This window comes from Yoonia sp. TsM2_T14_4 (genome assembly GCF_049602355.1).
Taxonomy (GTDB): domain Bacteria; phylum Pseudomonadota; class Alphaproteobacteria; order Rhodobacterales; family Rhodobacteraceae; genus Yoonia; species Yoonia vestfoldensis_A.
The window spans coordinates 1,662,539-1,676,636 of record NZ_CP187137.1; the positions used below are offsets into that span (position 1 = coordinate 1,662,539).

The window sequence follows — 14,098 nt, forward strand, 5'->3', positions numbered from 1 at the left end:
GCCGGAAATGCCCGCATTATGCCAGCCTTGTTCGCGGTATTACCCGATTGCCGCACGCAGATCGGCCAACAGATCATCGGGATCTTCCAGACCGATGCTGCAACGGATCAACCCCGGGGTGATCCCCAGCTCCAGCTTAGTGGCAGCATCAAGCCGCTGATGCGTTGTCGTCGCAGGATGGGTGACGATTGATTTTGCATCGCCCAGATTATTGGAAATCGTGAATATTTCCAATCTGTTGAGCAGCGCAAATGCCGCATCCTTGCTGCCTACGTCAATCGCCATCACGGTGCCGCCCGCCCCCATCTGCGCCATTGTCAGCGCATGTTGCGGATGATCGGCCAGACCCGGATAGATCACCCGCAGCGTGCCATCAGCCGCCAGTGCCTGCGCGATATGCTGCGCGCTGGCCGCCTGCGCGCGCACGCGCAATTCCATGGTTTCCAGCCCCTTGAGCATCAGCCATGCCGTGAACGGCGACATCGACCCGCCCGTATGTTTCATAAAAGGTTCAACCGTGCCGCGGATGAAATCGCGCGTCCCAAGGATCACCCCACCCAAGGCCCGCCCCTGCCCGTCGATATGTTTGGTCGCGGAATAGATGATCACATCCGCGCCCAAAGCCACCGCATCCGAAAATACCGGCGTCGAAAATACATTATCCACGATCACCGTCGCGCCATGGGCATGCGCCAGATCGGCAACCGCCTTGATATCGACAACTTCCAGCGTAGGGTTCGAGATGCTTTCGAAAAACACCACCTTGGTGTCGGGCCGGATCGCGGCCTGCCATGCAGCCAGATCAGTGCCGTCAACGAATGTTACCTGAACCCCGAAACGGGTCAGCACCTCTTGCAAGATATACAGGCACGATCCGAACAGCGCGCGCGCCGAGACAACGTGATCACCGGCCTTGAGCATCGCGGCAAGCGCTCCATGCACGGCCGCCATGCCAGACGCAGTGGCAAAGCCGTCCTCGGTGCCTTCCAATGCGGCGATTCGGTCTTCGAACATGGCCACGGTCGGGTTGCCATAGCGGGCATAGATGAATTCATCCGCACCCGCCTTGATGAACCGCGCCTCGGCGGCTTCGGCGCTGTCATAGACAAAGCCTTGCGTCATGAAGATTGCTTCGCTGACCTCGCCATACTGGCTGCGCCGGATGCCGTGATGCACCGCCTTGGTGCGTTTGTTCCAGTCACTCATCATCTGCCCTCGCGCCCGTGGCGCATCAAAAAACCCCGACACCGGCAAAGGTATCGGGGCTATGAAACCCGCCACCTTTTTAGCAGAATGTTTTACGTGGCCTGCAATCCGGAAACAAATCACCACGGCGTCTGGCATAGGCCGCAGCATCGCCCACGTCAATGGGTGGCGTCAGTCCTTGGATTGCTGCGGGTCTTCGATCAGGTACTTTTGCAAGCCGATGATCTGGACCCACAAGAACAAGAACAGCACGGCCGGAAAGGCAAAGGTTTCCAACTTGACCCAGGTTTCGGTCGATTGGGTGCGCCAGATGATTTCGTTAGCGATGGCCAGCACGACAAAGATAAAGGCCAGCCGTTTGGTGAAAATCATCCATCCTGCGCGCTGCATCGGCAGGAATTCTTCCATCACGAACTGCAGATAGCTCTGCCCGCGCAACAGACCGATCCCCAAAAGCCCCGCCATGGCCCCGTAAACGATGGTGGTTTTCATTTTGAAAAAACGCTCGTCGTTGAAATACGCCGTCAGCCCGCCGAAAAAGATCACCATGAAAGCAGTGAACACCTGCATACGGCTCAACTTGTCGGTCAGTACCCATAGGATCGCCATCGCCACCAGCAGGATCGGCACGAAAACCAGCGCGGCCACGATGAAACCCGAATAATCGGTGCCCGCAAAAGTATACGTATCATCCTTGATCCGCAGATAGATCAGGAAAAACGCAAGCGTTGGCCCCAGTTCCAGCACCTGTTTCAGGATCGGGTTGATGGTTTTGGTCATGCGTATCTCCTTCAGCCTCCCGTTTCCACGATCACGGCGCCCAAGGCAACCAATGTCATCAGCAACAATCGGCGTGGCCCCACCTTTTCGCGCAGGATGAACCAGCCGATCAACGCGGCAAAAACGGTGGATGTTTCGCGCAGCACAGCCGCCTCGCCGACTTTGCCGACCATGGTGGCCAGCATCACGCCCCCGAAACTGACCCAAGCCACCAGCGCCCCGATCACCCCGCGCCACATCAGCGGGGCCAGCACCGGCGGGTTATCCATCCGCCGGTACCGATGCAGTGCCAACACCGGAAAATCCAGCGCGGTGACGAAAAAGAACCATGCCAAAAAGGTGAAAGGGTCCGGCGCCTGCCGGATGCCGTAAGCGTCATAGGTGGTATAGACCGCCACCAGAAGCCCGCCCATCAACGCCCAGGCCAGCCCAGCACGCAGCGCGGCGGGATCAAGCTTTTCTTCAGCCAGGTTGCGCAGCGCCAATAACAAGATGCCCCCTGACAAACAGCCCATGCCAACCCATTGCAATGGCGTGAAATGTTCCCCGAAAAACACCGATGCCGCGATCACCGTGACCAGCGGCCCGGTGCCGCGCACCACGGGGTAAACCACGGTAAACGCGGCCTTTTCATAGGCGCTTGCCATTGCGACCTTATAGGCGAAATGGATGCCAACCGCCCCCACAAGGATCAGCGCGGTCGCCGCATTCGGCCACGGCACGACAAACAGCGCGACAGGGGCCGAAAACACCACCAGCCATAAATCAATCGCGCCCCGCGTCAGCCAGGGATCATGGCGCCCCTTTTGCAACGCCCCGAACACCGCATGGGCCAGCGCCGACACCAGCGCAAGGATCGTGGCCAGCCGCGCGCCCTCTGGCGTGCCAGCAACAGCGATCAGATAGGCGGCAAGATTGTCCAACGCCGCCTATAGGTCCAGACCGACAAGGGCCGCGGCGAATTCCTCGGGATCAAAAGGTGCCAGATCGTCGATCTGTTCACCCACGCCGATGGCATGGATCGGCAGGCCGAACCTGTCGGCCAGCGACACCAGCACGCCGCCCTTGGCTGTGCCATCCAGCTTGGTCATCACCAGACCCGACACAGCAGCCAGTTCCTGAAACACCTTGACCTGCTGCACCGCATTCTGCCCTGTGGTGGCATCCAGCACCAACAACACATTATGGGGCGCATCTGGGTCTTTCTTGCGGATCACGCGGACAATCTTGGACAGCTCTTCCATCAAGTCAGCACGGTTTTGCAGCCGCCCTGCGGTGTCGATCATCAAAAGATCGGCGCCATCCGCCTGCGCCTTGGTCATCGCATCATAGGCCAGGCTGGCAGGGTCCGACCCTTCGGGCGCTGTCAGCACCGGCACGCCCGCGCGCTGCCCCCAGACCTGCAATTGCTCAACGGCCGCAGCGCGAAACGTATCACCCGCTGCGATCACCACGTTCTTGCCGGCCGCGCGGAACTGGCTGGCCAGCTTGCCGATCGTCGTGGTCTTGCCCGATCCGTTGACGCCGACGACCAGCACGACCTGCGGCGTTTTGGCATAGATCGGCAAAGGGCGCGCCACAGGTTCCATGATCCGCACCACCTCGGCCATCAGCAGGCGCTTGACCTCCTCGACCGAGACACGCTTGCCCAGATGCCCTTCGGCGATATTGGCGATCACGCGCTGCGCAGTTTCGACGCCCATATCGGCCGCGATCAGCAGGTCTTCCAGCTCTTCGAGCATGGCATCGTCAAGCGCGCGGCGCTGCGCCTCGGTCGGCGCCAAAAGCCTACCGATCAGGCCAGGTTTCGGCGCGGGCTCTGCGACAATTGCATCTAACCCGGCGTCAATCTTGGCCGAGGATTTGAACATCCTCTCTTTGAGCTTGCTGAAGAACGCCATCGGAACAGCCTTTCATGACTTCTGCGAAAAGACCTAGCCATTCCGCCCGGAATTGAAAAGACCACGCCCCGCCATCTTCCGAGCATAAATATCCCCGCGCGGAGCGCCGCAACTGCGGCACAGCCGCAGGCAGCGTCAGATCTCGTCGCTGAAATGGCGCATCACTAGCCGGATCGGGTTCGGGGCCGCCTGCCCCAACCCGCAGATCGATGCATCCGCCATCGCGGTACACAGATCGCCCAGCAAGGCGCGGTCCCATTCTGGGGCCTGCATCAGTTGCACCGCTTTCTGGCAACCGACACGACAGGGCGTGCATTGTCCGCAACTTTCATCCTCGAAAAACCGCAGCATGTTCAGGGCGGCATCGCGCGCGCGGTCCTGCTGCGAAAGGACGACAACGGCGGCTGACCCAATGAACGTGTCGTGCGGCTGCAATGTATCGAAATCCAGCGGCACATCCGCCATCGTCGCAGGCAACAGCCCCGAGGACGGCCCACCCGGCTGATAGGCTTTGAACACATGGCCAGCCGCCATCCCGCCCGCCGCCGCAATGATATCGGTGATCGTCGATCCTGCGGGCAGGACATACATGCCCGGCTGCGCCACCCGCCCCGAAACGGAATAGGACCGCAGCCCCTTGCGCCCGTTCTTTTCCACGCTGCTCAGGATATCCGGCCCCTCGCGGCACACCCGCGCCACCCAAAGCAGGGTTTCGACATTATGCACCAGCGTCGGGCGGCCAAAGAGACCGACCTCGGCCACGAAAGGTGGGCGGTGGCGGGGGATACCACGCTTGCCTTCGATGCTTTCGATCATCGCGGATTCCTCGCCGCAGATATAGGCGCCTGCACCCCGTCGCAGGTCGATGAAACCGGGCGCAACGATCCCCGCCTGTTCCAGTGCCGCAATCTCGCGGCGCAGAATCGCCAGCACGGCGGGATATTCATCGCGCATATAGATGAAACAGGTCTGCGCCTCGACCGCCCAGGCGGCGATCAGCATCCCTTCGAGAAAGACATGCGGCGTGCGTTCCAGATAATAGCGGTCCTTGAACGTGCCAGGTTCGCCTTCATCCCCGTTCACGGCCAGATAGCGGGGGCCGGCATGGGCGCGCACGAAACCCCATTTGCGGCCCGACGGAAAGCCCGCACCACCCAATCCGCGCAGGCCAGAGGCCAGCACCTTGTCCTGCACCGCCTGCCAGTCGCCTTGCGCGCGCAAGTGTTCCAGCACGGCATAGCCGCCATCGGCGCAATAGGACGCCAAGGTCTGGTAATCGGGCAGATGCGCATGGGTGTCATCCGCCACAATCGCCGCCTGCACCTTTGCAGGGGTGGCATGGTCGATATGGTTGTGCCCGATTTCCAGCACAGGCGCGGTATCACAGCGCCCCATGCAAGGCGCGCGCAAAACACGGACCTGTGCGGGGTCAAGCCCGTCTTCCAGCGCCGCTTTCAGCGCCTGCGCACCGGCCAATTCGCATGACAGGCTATCGCAAACGCGGATCGTCAGGGCGGGCGGGGGTGTCTCGCCTTCCTTGACCACGTCGAAATGGGCGTAAAAGGTAGCGACCTCGTATACCTCGGCCTGTGACAGGCGCATTTCCTCGGCCAGCGCACGCAAATGGGCGGCGGACAGATGGCCATATGCATCCTGCACCAGATGCAGAAACTCGATCAGCAGATCGCGGCGGCGCGGCCTGTCGCCCAACAGCGCAAGGATATCCGCCATGGCGCCATCATCCAACTGGCGACCCTTGGTGGTATGTCGCCCTTTGCCTTTGCCGGATTTCCAGATGCCGTCTTGGTTGTCCTTGGCCATGCCCGCATTCCCCTATTTTGGCGCAGCATAGCCCGCGCCTGCCCTGCAAACCACGCAAAAGCGACGCCCCAGAGACCAAAGCACGCAGCCACGCAGTTTCGCTTCATCGCAGGCAGCGGCCGTGCTAATCTTGACGGATGATCGACCCCACGCCCCCGGCCCTGCGCCAAGATTGCCTGCACGGATGCAGATCACGGATATATCGGTGGGCAGCTGGCGCGCTGCGCTATGTCGGTTTGCTGTTGCTGCTGACAACACAAGCCAATGCTCAGAACAAGATGACAGACGAGGCATTTGACGCCCATGTCACAGGCCGCACGATCACCTTTCGTACCGACACCAACCCCGCCTATGGAATCGAGGCTTATCTGCCAGGTCGCCGTGTCATGTGGTCGGCCTTTGACGGAACCTGCATGTACGGAACCTGGTATGAAAGCGAAGGCAATATCTGCTTTATTTACGATGACGACCCCGAACCCAAATGCTGGGCGACCTATCTGCAAAAGGGCACGATGTGGGCCACATTTATCAATGTCCCCGATGGCACCGTGATCTATGAAACCGATGCCGACGAACCGCTGATCTGCAACAATCTATCGTCGTGACGCCACCGCGATCCGACCATCGGCGAACTGGATTTCCAGATGATCCGCCTTGGCCGCAGCCACCGTATCGGTGACCAGCACATCGCCCGCACGCACCACCGCATAGCCGCGTTTGAGCGTTTCCATATACCCCAAGGTTTCGCGCAGCCGGTCAAGGGCGGCCAGCCTTGCAGTCCGTTCTGTCTGTTGGCGCGTCGCGCGGTCCGACAGGCGCGCAAGCACGCTGCTCAGCCGTTCGGCCTGCCGGTCCAGCCGTGTCTGCAACAGATCACAGCGCAATCCGCGCCCTGCCCGTTCCAGCGTCACCGCTGCATCACGACTACGGCGTTGCAAGGCGGGCGCGAGCCGGTCCGACAGTGCCGACAGCCGCCTGCGATCCTCGGCCAGTCGGCGTTGCAAGATCGCGGGGCGCAGGGCCGCATCGCTCAGTTGCAGCCGCTTTTGCGCCGCCGCCTGCCGCAGGGCTGCTGGCAGCCGGTCGGCCAGGTAATCCAGCCGCTGGCGTGGCCCATCGGCCAGCGTGTCCACCCGCGGCAAGGCGCGCGCCAGATCGCGCAATCGCTGGCGGCGGGTCTGCACGCCGTTGGACAGCGCGCGCACCAGCCGCGCGCCTTGCTGGTCCACAAAGGCCAAAAGCTCGATCCGCACCGGCACGGCAAGTTCCGCTGCCGCCGTCGGCGTGGGTGCGCGTATATCGGCAGCAAAATCGATCAGCGTGGTGTCGGTTTCATGGCCCACGGCGGAAATCAGCGGAATGTCGGATGCCGCCGCCGCCCGCACAACGATTTCCTCGTTGAACCCCCAAAGATCCTCCAGCGATCCGCCGCCACGCGCCACGATAATCAGATCAGGGCGCGGCAAGGCACCGCCCGGCGTCAGGCGGTTGAACCCGTCGATGGCCGCGGCGACCTCGGCTGCGCATTTCTGGCCTTGCACGGCGACCGGCCAAACCAGCACCTTGCGCGGAAAACGGTCACGCAGGCGGTGCAGGATATCGCGGATGACCGCCCCCGATGGCGATGTGACCACGCCGATGATCTCGGGCAGATAGGGCAGCGGTTTCTTGCGCGCCGCATCAAACAACCCTTCGCCCGCCAGCATCACGCGGCGTTTTTCCAGCATCGCCATCAAGGCACCGGCACCGGCGGGCTGGATGTCTTCGATGATCATCTGGTATTTCGACTGGCCCGGAAAGGTCGTCAATTTACCAGTGGCGATGACCTCCATCCCCTCCTCTGGCCGGTGGGTCAGGGCAGTGGCGCGGCCTTTCCAGATGATGCCCGACAGAACCGACCGGTCGTCTTTCAGATCCAGATAGATATGCCCTGATGACGGGCGCGAGATGCGCCCCAATTCGCCGCGCACGCGGATATGGGCAAAGCCGCCTTCGATGGTCTTTTTGACCGCGCCCGAAATCTCGGACACGGAAAATTCAGGCGTGTTGTCGGCGCTTTTGTCGGTGGGGCCGTCTTCGAACAAATCCATCATCGGGGTGATCCTGTGCGCTTTGGGCCGCATCCTAAGGCGGCGCCACCCAAAGGCCAAGCCCGGCCTTGTGATCTGCCGCAGCCCTGACTAAGACCGCCCCAAGTTTTCAAAGGCGGAGAGACGGCCATGAACATCCTTATTCTGGGCAGCGGCGGACGCGAACATAGTCTGGCTTGGGCGATCAAGCAGAACCCCAAATGCGACCGGCTGATCGTGGCGCCGGGCAATGCAGGCATCGCGCAAATCGCGGATTGTGCCGATCTCAATATCCTTGATGGCGATGCCGTCGCCAATTTCGTCGAAGAAAACACGATTGATTTTGTCATCATCGGCCCCGAAGGCCCGCTGGCCGCCGGTGTCGCAGACCGGCTGCGCCGCACCGGCACGCTGGTTTTTGGCCCGTCGCAAGCCGCCGCTCAGCTGGAAGCGTCGAAATCCTTTACCAAGGCGATCTGCGATGCGGCCGGCGCGCCCACCGCCGGCTATGCCCGTTTCACCGAAGCGGCCCCCGCGCGCGCCTATGTCCAGGCCCAAGGCGCGCCCATCGTGATCAAGGCTGACGGTCTGGCCGCTGGCAAGGGTGTCACTGTCGCCATGACAGTGGACGAGGCATTGGACGCCCTTGATCACATGTTCGACGGCAGTTTCGGCCCCGCTGGCACCGCTGTCGTGATCGAGGAATTCATGGAAGGCGAAGAGGCGTCGTTTTTCGTGCTCTGTGATGGCACCACGATCCTGCCGGTAGGCACCGCGCAGGACCACAAACGCGCCTTCGACGGCGACCAAGGGCCAAACACGGGCGGCATGGGTGCCTATTCGCCCGCGCCCGTGATGACCGATGAGGTCACGCAAAAGGCGCTGCGCGAGATCATCCAACCCACGATGGATGAAATGGCGCGGCGCGGCACCCCGTTTCAAGGCGTGCTGTTCTGCGGGCTGATGATCGAAAACGGCCAGCCACGGCTGGTGGAATACAACGTGCGTTTCGGCGATCCCGAATGTCAGGTGCTGATGATGCGCCTTGGCGGGCAAGTGCTGGACCTGCTGCAAGCCTGCGCCGAGCAGCGCCTGCACGAAATATCCGTGAACTGGGCCGATGACCATGCGCTGACCATCGTGATGGCGGCCAACGGCTATCCGGGTGATTACGCCAAGGGCAGCGTGATCGGCGGGCTGGACAGCCAGCCTGCGGATAGTTTCCACATGGTGTTCCATGCAGGCACAAAACGGGTTGAGGGCCAGTATCAGGCGCATGGCGGGCGGGTGCTGAACATCACCGCGCGCGGCGCGTCATTGGCCGAGGCGCATGAACAGGCCTATGCCATGGCGCAAGGCGTCGACTGGCCGGGCGGGTTTTACCGGTCCGACATCGGCTGGCGGGCGTTGTGAAACGCAAAAAGCCGCGCTCGCTGGCGCGGCTTTTTGTTGATTTCACATCCGCTTAAGCAGCGCGACCGACCAGAACAGACCCGATCTGTGCGGCTGCCGCATTCTCGTCATCGCCTGCAACGGCGGCGAATTCGCGGGTCAGGCGTTCGAGGGCCGCTTCATATAGCTGACGCTCGGAATAGCTTTGCTCGCGCTGGTCGTCTTGGCGGTGCAGGTCGCGCACGACTTCGGCGATGGCGATCAGGTCGCCGGAATTGATCTTTTGCTCGTATTCCTGCGCACGGCGCGACCACATGGCCTTTTTGACCTTGGCCTTGCCGCGCAGAGTTTTCAGCGCGTGATTGACGACATCAGGTGTCGCCAGCGCGCGCATGCCCACATCGGTCGCCTTATGCGTCGGCACCCGCAGGGTCATCTTGTCCTTTTCAAAGGCAATCACGAACATCTCGAGTTCGAATCCGGCCACTTCTTGCGTTTCGACAGAGACGATCTTGCCCACGCCATGCGCCGGATAGACGACAAATTGGTCGGGGCTGAATTCGCTTTTCTTCTTGGTCATGATTGTCCTTTCATGGCAATCCGGCACGTCAGGCGACAAAAAACCGTCGGTAACAAGCGTCACCGGCGGGTTCATACCTATGGGCGGGATCACATCATTCGCGTCATTGGGGGAATCATACCACAAAAACGCGCCCTTCGGAAGCGTCCCCGCGTATGATACGAAACGCATTTGAAATCAGGCGCTTGCCTTAGCCGCCTTCGCCGGGGGCTTCGGAAAACAGGTCCAGCTTGCCGGGCTTGCCATCCATCTCTTCGGCGCCGGGCAGCGGGTCTTTCTTGGTGATGATGACCGGCCACATTTCCGAATATTTGCGGTTAAACTCGACCCATTTTTCCATGTCGGGTTCGGTATCGGGGCGGATCGCATCTGCCGGGCATTCTGGTTCGCAGACACCACAATCGATACATTCATCAGGGTGGATCACCAGCATATTTTCGCCCTCGTAGAAACAATCCACCGGACATACCTCGACGCAGTCGGTGTATTTGCAGGCGATACAATTGTCATTTACGATATAGGTCATGGGATCATCCGTAATTCTTTGCCGGTTTGCTAAATCGGATCGCGCGGTCATTCAAGCGTGAAAGGGTCATCCATCCCACGCTGCGTCATCATATCCCGCCGGTCCTTTTTGGTGGGGCGTCCCTTGCGGTCGCTGCCGGGGGTCTGGGGTACAGGCACCGTCACTGGCGTCAGGTCCTCGTAAAGCGCTTGTGCTTCTGGCGCCGGGCCACGGCGCGTGCCGCATGCAAGGATGCGGATCACCCGCGCGACATCGGCCTGCACGAAGGTCAGCACATCGCCCGGCCCTACGGCGCGGGCAGGTTTGCTGACAGGATTGCCACCCACCCGCACCTTGCCCCCCGTCACCACACCGGCGGCAATGCTGCGCGATTTGAAAAACCGCGCATGCCAGAGCCATTTGTCCAGCCGGATCGTGGGCCGAGGCGCATCGGTCAAGCCTTTTTGAACCCCGCCAAGGCCGCCGCAAACGGATTATCGGGATCAATCGGTTTTTCATAGCGTGGCTTAGCCTGATAGCTGTCAGGCTTGCTCGCCTGTGCTGTCGGTTTGCCCTTGGGCTTGCCCTTGGATTTTGGATTGCCGCGCGGGCGGTCGCCACCCGTGGGGCGTGCCGGGCGCACAGCCCGTCCGCCCCATGTGAAGGTATAGAACACCTCCATCTCGGGCGCGTCGGGGGTTTCGACAGATGCGCCAGCCGGCATTTCCTGCGGCATTTCCTGCGGCGTGGCGTCAGGCACATCGGCCGTTGGCATTGCTGCATTGTCGGCGTGATCCGGCGTGTCGGCAGGTTTCGCGACAGAAGGATCGCCCGTCACATCCGCGCGCGCTGGTTTGACCTTGGCCCGTTCGGCCTTTTCGGCCTTGTAGCCCAAACCGGCCATCAGATCGGCGAACTGGTCCAGCGTCATGCCAGTGATCGACAGCATGTCGGGGTTTACCTCGAACCCAGCCCGGCTGTCCTTGTCGCGCAGCAGATCGGCCAGCCGTTCCAGCATGTCGATACGGATCGCACGCTCGCCCGCCGCGCGGTAACCGGCCATCGCGTAATAGCCGGGCACGGCATCCTTCGCGGCTGGCACAGTGACCAAACCGGGGGGCGGGCTTTGCGGGAATTCCTGCAGATCGCGGGCCAGCGACCACAGCACAAGGCGCAGACGCGTGGGTGCAGGTTTCAGCAGCAGCGGCTGGAAAATCGTGAACTGGCCAAAGCGCACCCCATGTTTGCGCAACGCAGACCGCGCGTCCTGTTCCAGTGCCTTGACCTCGTCCGCGATATCGCCGCGCGGGATGATGCCGAAATGTTCGGCCATTCGGTAGGCGAACCCCTTGGCGGCCCCTGTCAGGGTCTCGTCATTTTTCAGCGCCAGCAGCGGTTCGAACCCTGCTGCGATCTTGCGGTCGATGAAATGCTGCAACCGGCGCTGGACCTTGGCAATAACATCCGGCCCTGCCTCGTCATCAACGAAAACCGCCACGCCGGGTTTCAGCGGGTCAGACCCCGCCACCAGCTTGCCCACGGCCTGATCGCCCCACATGAGACCACCCTGTTCGGTGAAATCAATCTCGGTATCGGGCGCGTTATAGAACCGATCCGCGCGCAGATGCAGATGCGGCGCAATCGCCTGCTGGGACGCCTGCCGCAAGGTTTTCGCCTCGTCGGGGCTTCCTGCTTTGTCCATGCGGAAACGGAACCCTTCCAGACGACCGACAAATTCGCCCTCGACGGTCACTTCGCCTTTTTCATTCACCTCGGCCAACAGGCTCTCCTTTTGTTTGAGCCGGCGAAGCAGGATGCTGGTCCGCCGGTCCACAAATCTTTGCGTCAACGCGCCGTGCAGCGCATCTGATAAACGGTCTTCTACAGCGCGGGTTTCATCGCGCCAATGAGAATCGTCAACAAGCCAACCTTTGCGTTGAGCCACATAGGTCCAGGTCCGGATATAGGCCAGCCGTTTGGACAAAGTATCAATGTCCCCGTCAGTGCGGTCAATCCGGCGGACCTGCAAGGCGAACCAATTGGCCGACACATGCCCAAGCTGGTGCAGATCGTTGTAAATCTGTGTCAGCAAACCGGCATGTTCGCCCGCCGAAATGCCTCGGAAATCGGGGATGCGACAGACATCCCAAAGCAGTTTCACCGATGGCCCATCGGTTGCGCGGGCCGCGACCTCTGCATCCTGCGCCAAGGTTTTCAGCGCGGCCAGATCATCGCTTTCGCGCACGCGGGTCAGCCATGGATCGTCAGTGCGGTCCTCAAGGGATCCAATCAGCCGCTTGACAGATCCGAACTGCAACCGGCTGTTGCGCCATTGCAATTTGGCGACAGGGCGGAACTGGTGGTTGCAGATCGCCTCGGCGACAGCATCGTCCAAGGGCGGGGCTTCGCCTGTCACCCCGAACGTGCCGTTCTCGATATGCCGCCCCGCGCGGCCTGCGATCTGCGCCAGCTCCTGCGGTTCCAGATGGCGCATCCGGCGGCCGTCATATTTGGTCAGCGATGAAAACGCGACATGGCTGATATCAAGGTTCAGCCCCATCCCGATGGCATCCGTGGCGACAAGGTAATCGACATCGCCGTTTTGATACATTTCCACCTGCGCATTGCGGGTGCGCGGCGACAGCGCGCCCATGACGACGGCGGCGCCCCCCTTGGTGCGGCGCAACAATTCGGCGATGGCATAGACGTTATCGACGGAAAACCCCACGATGGCCGACCTTGCGGGCATCCTGCTGATCTTTTTCGATCCGGTATAAGTCAGCTCTGACATGCGGTCGCGGACCATGAATTGCGCACCCGGCACAAGCGCGGCAATCGCACCGCGCATGGTTTCGGCCCCCAGAAACAGGGTTTCGTGCAAGCCGCGCGCATGCAGCAGCCGGTCGGTGAAGATATGGCCGCGTTCGGGATCAGCACAAAGCTGAATTTCATCGACAGCCAGAAAATCGCAGCCCATGCCATCGGGCATCGCCTCGACCGTGCAAACCCAATAGGCAGCGCGCGGCGGCACGATCCGTTCCTCGCCAGTCACCAACGCCACAACGCCCGGCCCTTTGATCGCAACAATACGGTCATAGACCTCGCGCGCGAGCAGGCGCAAAGGCAGGCCGATCACGCCGGTGCGGTAGGACAGCATCCGCTGGATCGCGTAATGGGTCTTGCCAGTATTGGTCGGCCCGAGAACGGCCGTGATCCGGGAACCTTGCATTTTCGTCCCCGTCAGGGCCGGGCGGTCAGATCGCCTGGCCGTCCAGCTGTTGGTGCAGGCGCGCGCGGTCTTCGCGGGCCTGCATGGAATATGGCACGATCTGAAGGATCATGTCGTAAAGTTCAAGTGCCGCTTGCGGGCGGCCGGTTTCTTCCATCATCACCGCCAGCCCGCGCATCGCCTCGAAATGGCGCGGATTGCGGGTCAGCGCCTCGCCCAGATCGGCCATGGCCGGGCCGATTTCATCCAGCAGATAAAACGACGTGGCGCGCAGGAAATACCCTTCGGCGAAATCCGGCGCATGATCAACCAGCGCCGAAAAATGATCGAGCGCGGCCTCGGCCGCGCCGTCATCCAGCGCATCCTGTCCGCGCTGCAATAACAGATCGATAGACGCCGACCCGCTCTTGCTCCATTCCGCGATAATCTGCTGTTCGATGCGCAAGGACCCGTCTTCATCGGTCTGTGACAATTCCGCGAAAAGCTGGTCCAGCCGGTCGGTTTGTGCGACCGCAGGCAACGAAAAGCCCAAGACCAGCACAAGTGCCGCTACGATACATTTGAAGCGAAGAGGATCAGCTATCATATAAAGCAATGTAGCGCATCATGCGGCGG

Annotated in this window: 13 protein-coding genes and 1 riboswitch; of the genes, 2 read left to right on the forward strand and 11 right to left on the reverse strand. The window is 61.3% G+C overall.

Annotated elements, in window-relative coordinates:
- Window positions 1-39 precede the first annotated feature (39 nt).
- The 5 genes from metZ to ACPF9B_RS08165 form a co-directional block, all read right to left on the reverse strand.
- Window positions 40-1,209 carry an O-succinylhomoserine sulfhydrylase gene (metZ, locus tag ACPF9B_RS08145; protein WP_007204382.1) on the reverse strand — a complete coding sequence of 390 codons (1,170 nt, stop codon included), beginning with the start codon at window positions 1,207-1,209 and terminating at the stop codon, window positions 40-42.
- A gap of 55 nt (window positions 1,210-1,264) precedes the next feature.
- Window positions 1,265-1,342, reverse strand: a riboswitch (SAM riboswitch).
- Window positions 1,343-1,377: 35 nt separating this feature from the next.
- Window positions 1,378-1,986 carry an inner membrane-spanning protein YciB gene (locus tag ACPF9B_RS08150; RefSeq protein WP_424176619.1) on the reverse strand — a complete coding sequence of 203 codons (609 nt, stop codon included), beginning with the start codon at window positions 1,984-1,986 and terminating at the stop codon, window positions 1,378-1,380.
- 11 nt (window positions 1,987-1,997) lie between these two features.
- Window positions 1,998-2,909 (reverse strand): EamA family transporter, encoded by a 912-nt coding sequence (locus ACPF9B_RS08155; RefSeq protein WP_424176621.1) that lies wholly within the window; start codon window positions 2,907-2,909, stop codon window positions 1,998-2,000.
- Between the two features lie 6 nt (window positions 2,910-2,915).
- Window positions 2,916-3,887 carry a signal recognition particle-docking protein FtsY gene (gene ftsY, locus ACPF9B_RS08160; protein ID WP_007204379.1) on the reverse strand — a complete coding sequence of 324 codons (972 nt, stop codon included), beginning with the start codon at window positions 3,885-3,887 and terminating at the stop codon, window positions 2,916-2,918.
- A 135-nt stretch (window positions 3,888-4,022) separates the two neighbouring features.
- Window positions 4,023-5,708 carry an NAD(P)H-dependent oxidoreductase subunit E gene (locus ACPF9B_RS08165; protein ID WP_424176623.1) on the reverse strand — a complete coding sequence of 562 codons (1,686 nt, stop codon included), beginning with the start codon at window positions 5,706-5,708 and terminating at the stop codon, window positions 4,023-4,025.
- A gap of 278 nt (window positions 5,709-5,986) precedes the next feature.
- Between ACPF9B_RS08165 and ACPF9B_RS08170 the strand changes: the two genes are divergently transcribed.
- The gene (locus ACPF9B_RS08170) at window positions 5,987-6,313 is read left to right on the forward strand and encodes a hypothetical protein (RefSeq protein ID WP_424176625.1); all 327 of its coding nucleotides are present in this window, start codon (window positions 5,987-5,989) and stop codon (window positions 6,311-6,313) included.
- On the opposite strand, the gene xseA is transcribed toward ACPF9B_RS08170, so the two are convergent.
- Window positions 6,302-7,801: an exodeoxyribonuclease VII large subunit gene (xseA, locus tag ACPF9B_RS08175; protein WP_007204376.1), complete on the reverse strand. Its 1,500-nt coding sequence runs from the start codon at window positions 7,799-7,801 to the stop codon at window positions 6,302-6,304. The two genes, ACPF9B_RS08170 and xseA, sit on opposite strands and share 12 nt — an antisense overlap.
- Window positions 7,802-7,927: 126 nt before the next feature.
- Here xseA and purD point away from each other — a divergent pair, with 126 nt between their 5' ends.
- Window positions 7,928-9,190, forward strand: a complete 1,263-nt coding sequence (purD, locus tag ACPF9B_RS08180) for a phosphoribosylamine--glycine ligase (protein ID WP_424176628.1) — start codon at window positions 7,928-7,930, stop codon at window positions 9,188-9,190.
- A 52-nt stretch (window positions 9,191-9,242) separates the two neighbouring features.
- Here purD and ACPF9B_RS08185 read toward each other — a convergent pair whose 3' ends face one another.
- From ACPF9B_RS08185 to ACPF9B_RS08205, 5 genes are all read right to left on the reverse strand, one after another.
- Entirely contained in the window at window positions 9,243-9,749 is a 507-nt protein-coding gene (locus ACPF9B_RS08185) for a CarD family transcriptional regulator (RefSeq protein ID WP_040483067.1), read from the reverse strand.
- A 190-nt stretch (window positions 9,750-9,939) separates the two neighbouring features.
- Window positions 9,940-10,275, reverse strand: a complete 336-nt coding sequence (gene fdxA / locus ACPF9B_RS08190; protein WP_007204373.1) for a ferredoxin FdxA — start codon at window positions 10,273-10,275, stop codon at window positions 9,940-9,942.
- Between the two features lie 47 nt (window positions 10,276-10,322).
- Window positions 10,323-10,712 (reverse strand): RNA-binding S4 domain-containing protein, encoded by a 390-nt coding sequence (locus ACPF9B_RS08195; protein ID WP_007204372.1) that lies wholly within the window; start codon window positions 10,710-10,712, stop codon window positions 10,323-10,325.
- Window positions 10,709-13,483 (reverse strand): helicase-related protein, encoded by a 2,775-nt coding sequence (locus ACPF9B_RS08200; RefSeq protein WP_007204371.1) that lies wholly within the window; start codon window positions 13,481-13,483, stop codon window positions 10,709-10,711. Before ACPF9B_RS08200 ends, ACPF9B_RS08195 begins: the two co-directional genes overlap by 4 nt.
- 25 nt (window positions 13,484-13,508) lie before the next feature.
- Entirely contained in the window at window positions 13,509-14,069 is a 561-nt protein-coding gene (locus tag ACPF9B_RS08205; RefSeq protein ID WP_050752694.1) for a tetratricopeptide repeat protein, read from the reverse strand.
- Window positions 14,070-14,098 lie beyond the last annotated feature (29 nt).

Coding starts and splice junctions, on each gene's coding strand:
- metZ (WP_007204382.1), bottom strand. CDS start 1,209: ATGATGAGTGACTGGAACAAACGCACCAAGGCGGTGCATCACGGCATC.
- ACPF9B_RS08150 (WP_424176619.1), bottom strand. CDS start 1,986: ATGACCAAAACCATCAACCCGATCCTGAAACAGGTGCTGGAACTGGGG.
- ftsY (WP_007204379.1), bottom strand. CDS start 3,887: ATGGCGTTCTTCAGCAAGCTCAAAGAGAGGATGTTCAAATCCTCGGCC.
- ACPF9B_RS08165 (WP_424176623.1), bottom strand. CDS start 5,708: ATGGCCAAGGACAACCAAGACGGCATCTGGAAATCCGGCAAAGGCAAA.
- ACPF9B_RS08170 (WP_424176625.1), top strand. CDS start 5,987: ATGACAGACGAGGCATTTGACGCCCATGTCACAGGCCGCACGATCACC.
- xseA (WP_007204376.1), bottom strand. CDS start 7,801: ATGATGGATTTGTTCGAAGACGGCCCCACCGACAAAAGCGCCGACAAC.
- purD (WP_424176628.1), top strand. CDS start 7,928: ATGAACATCCTTATTCTGGGCAGCGGCGGACGCGAACATAGTCTGGCT.
- ACPF9B_RS08185 (WP_040483067.1), bottom strand. CDS start 9,749: ATGACCAAGAAGAAAAGCGAATTCAGCCCCGACCAATTTGTCGTCTAT.
- fdxA (WP_007204373.1), bottom strand. CDS start 10,275: ATGACCTATATCGTAAATGACAATTGTATCGCCTGCAAATACACCGAC.
- ACPF9B_RS08200 (WP_007204371.1), bottom strand. CDS start 13,483: ATGCAAGGTTCCCGGATCACGGCCGTTCTCGGGCCGACCAATACTGGC.
- ACPF9B_RS08205 (WP_050752694.1), bottom strand. CDS start 14,069: ATGATAGCTGATCCTCTTCGCTTCAAATGTATCGTAGCGGCACTTGTG.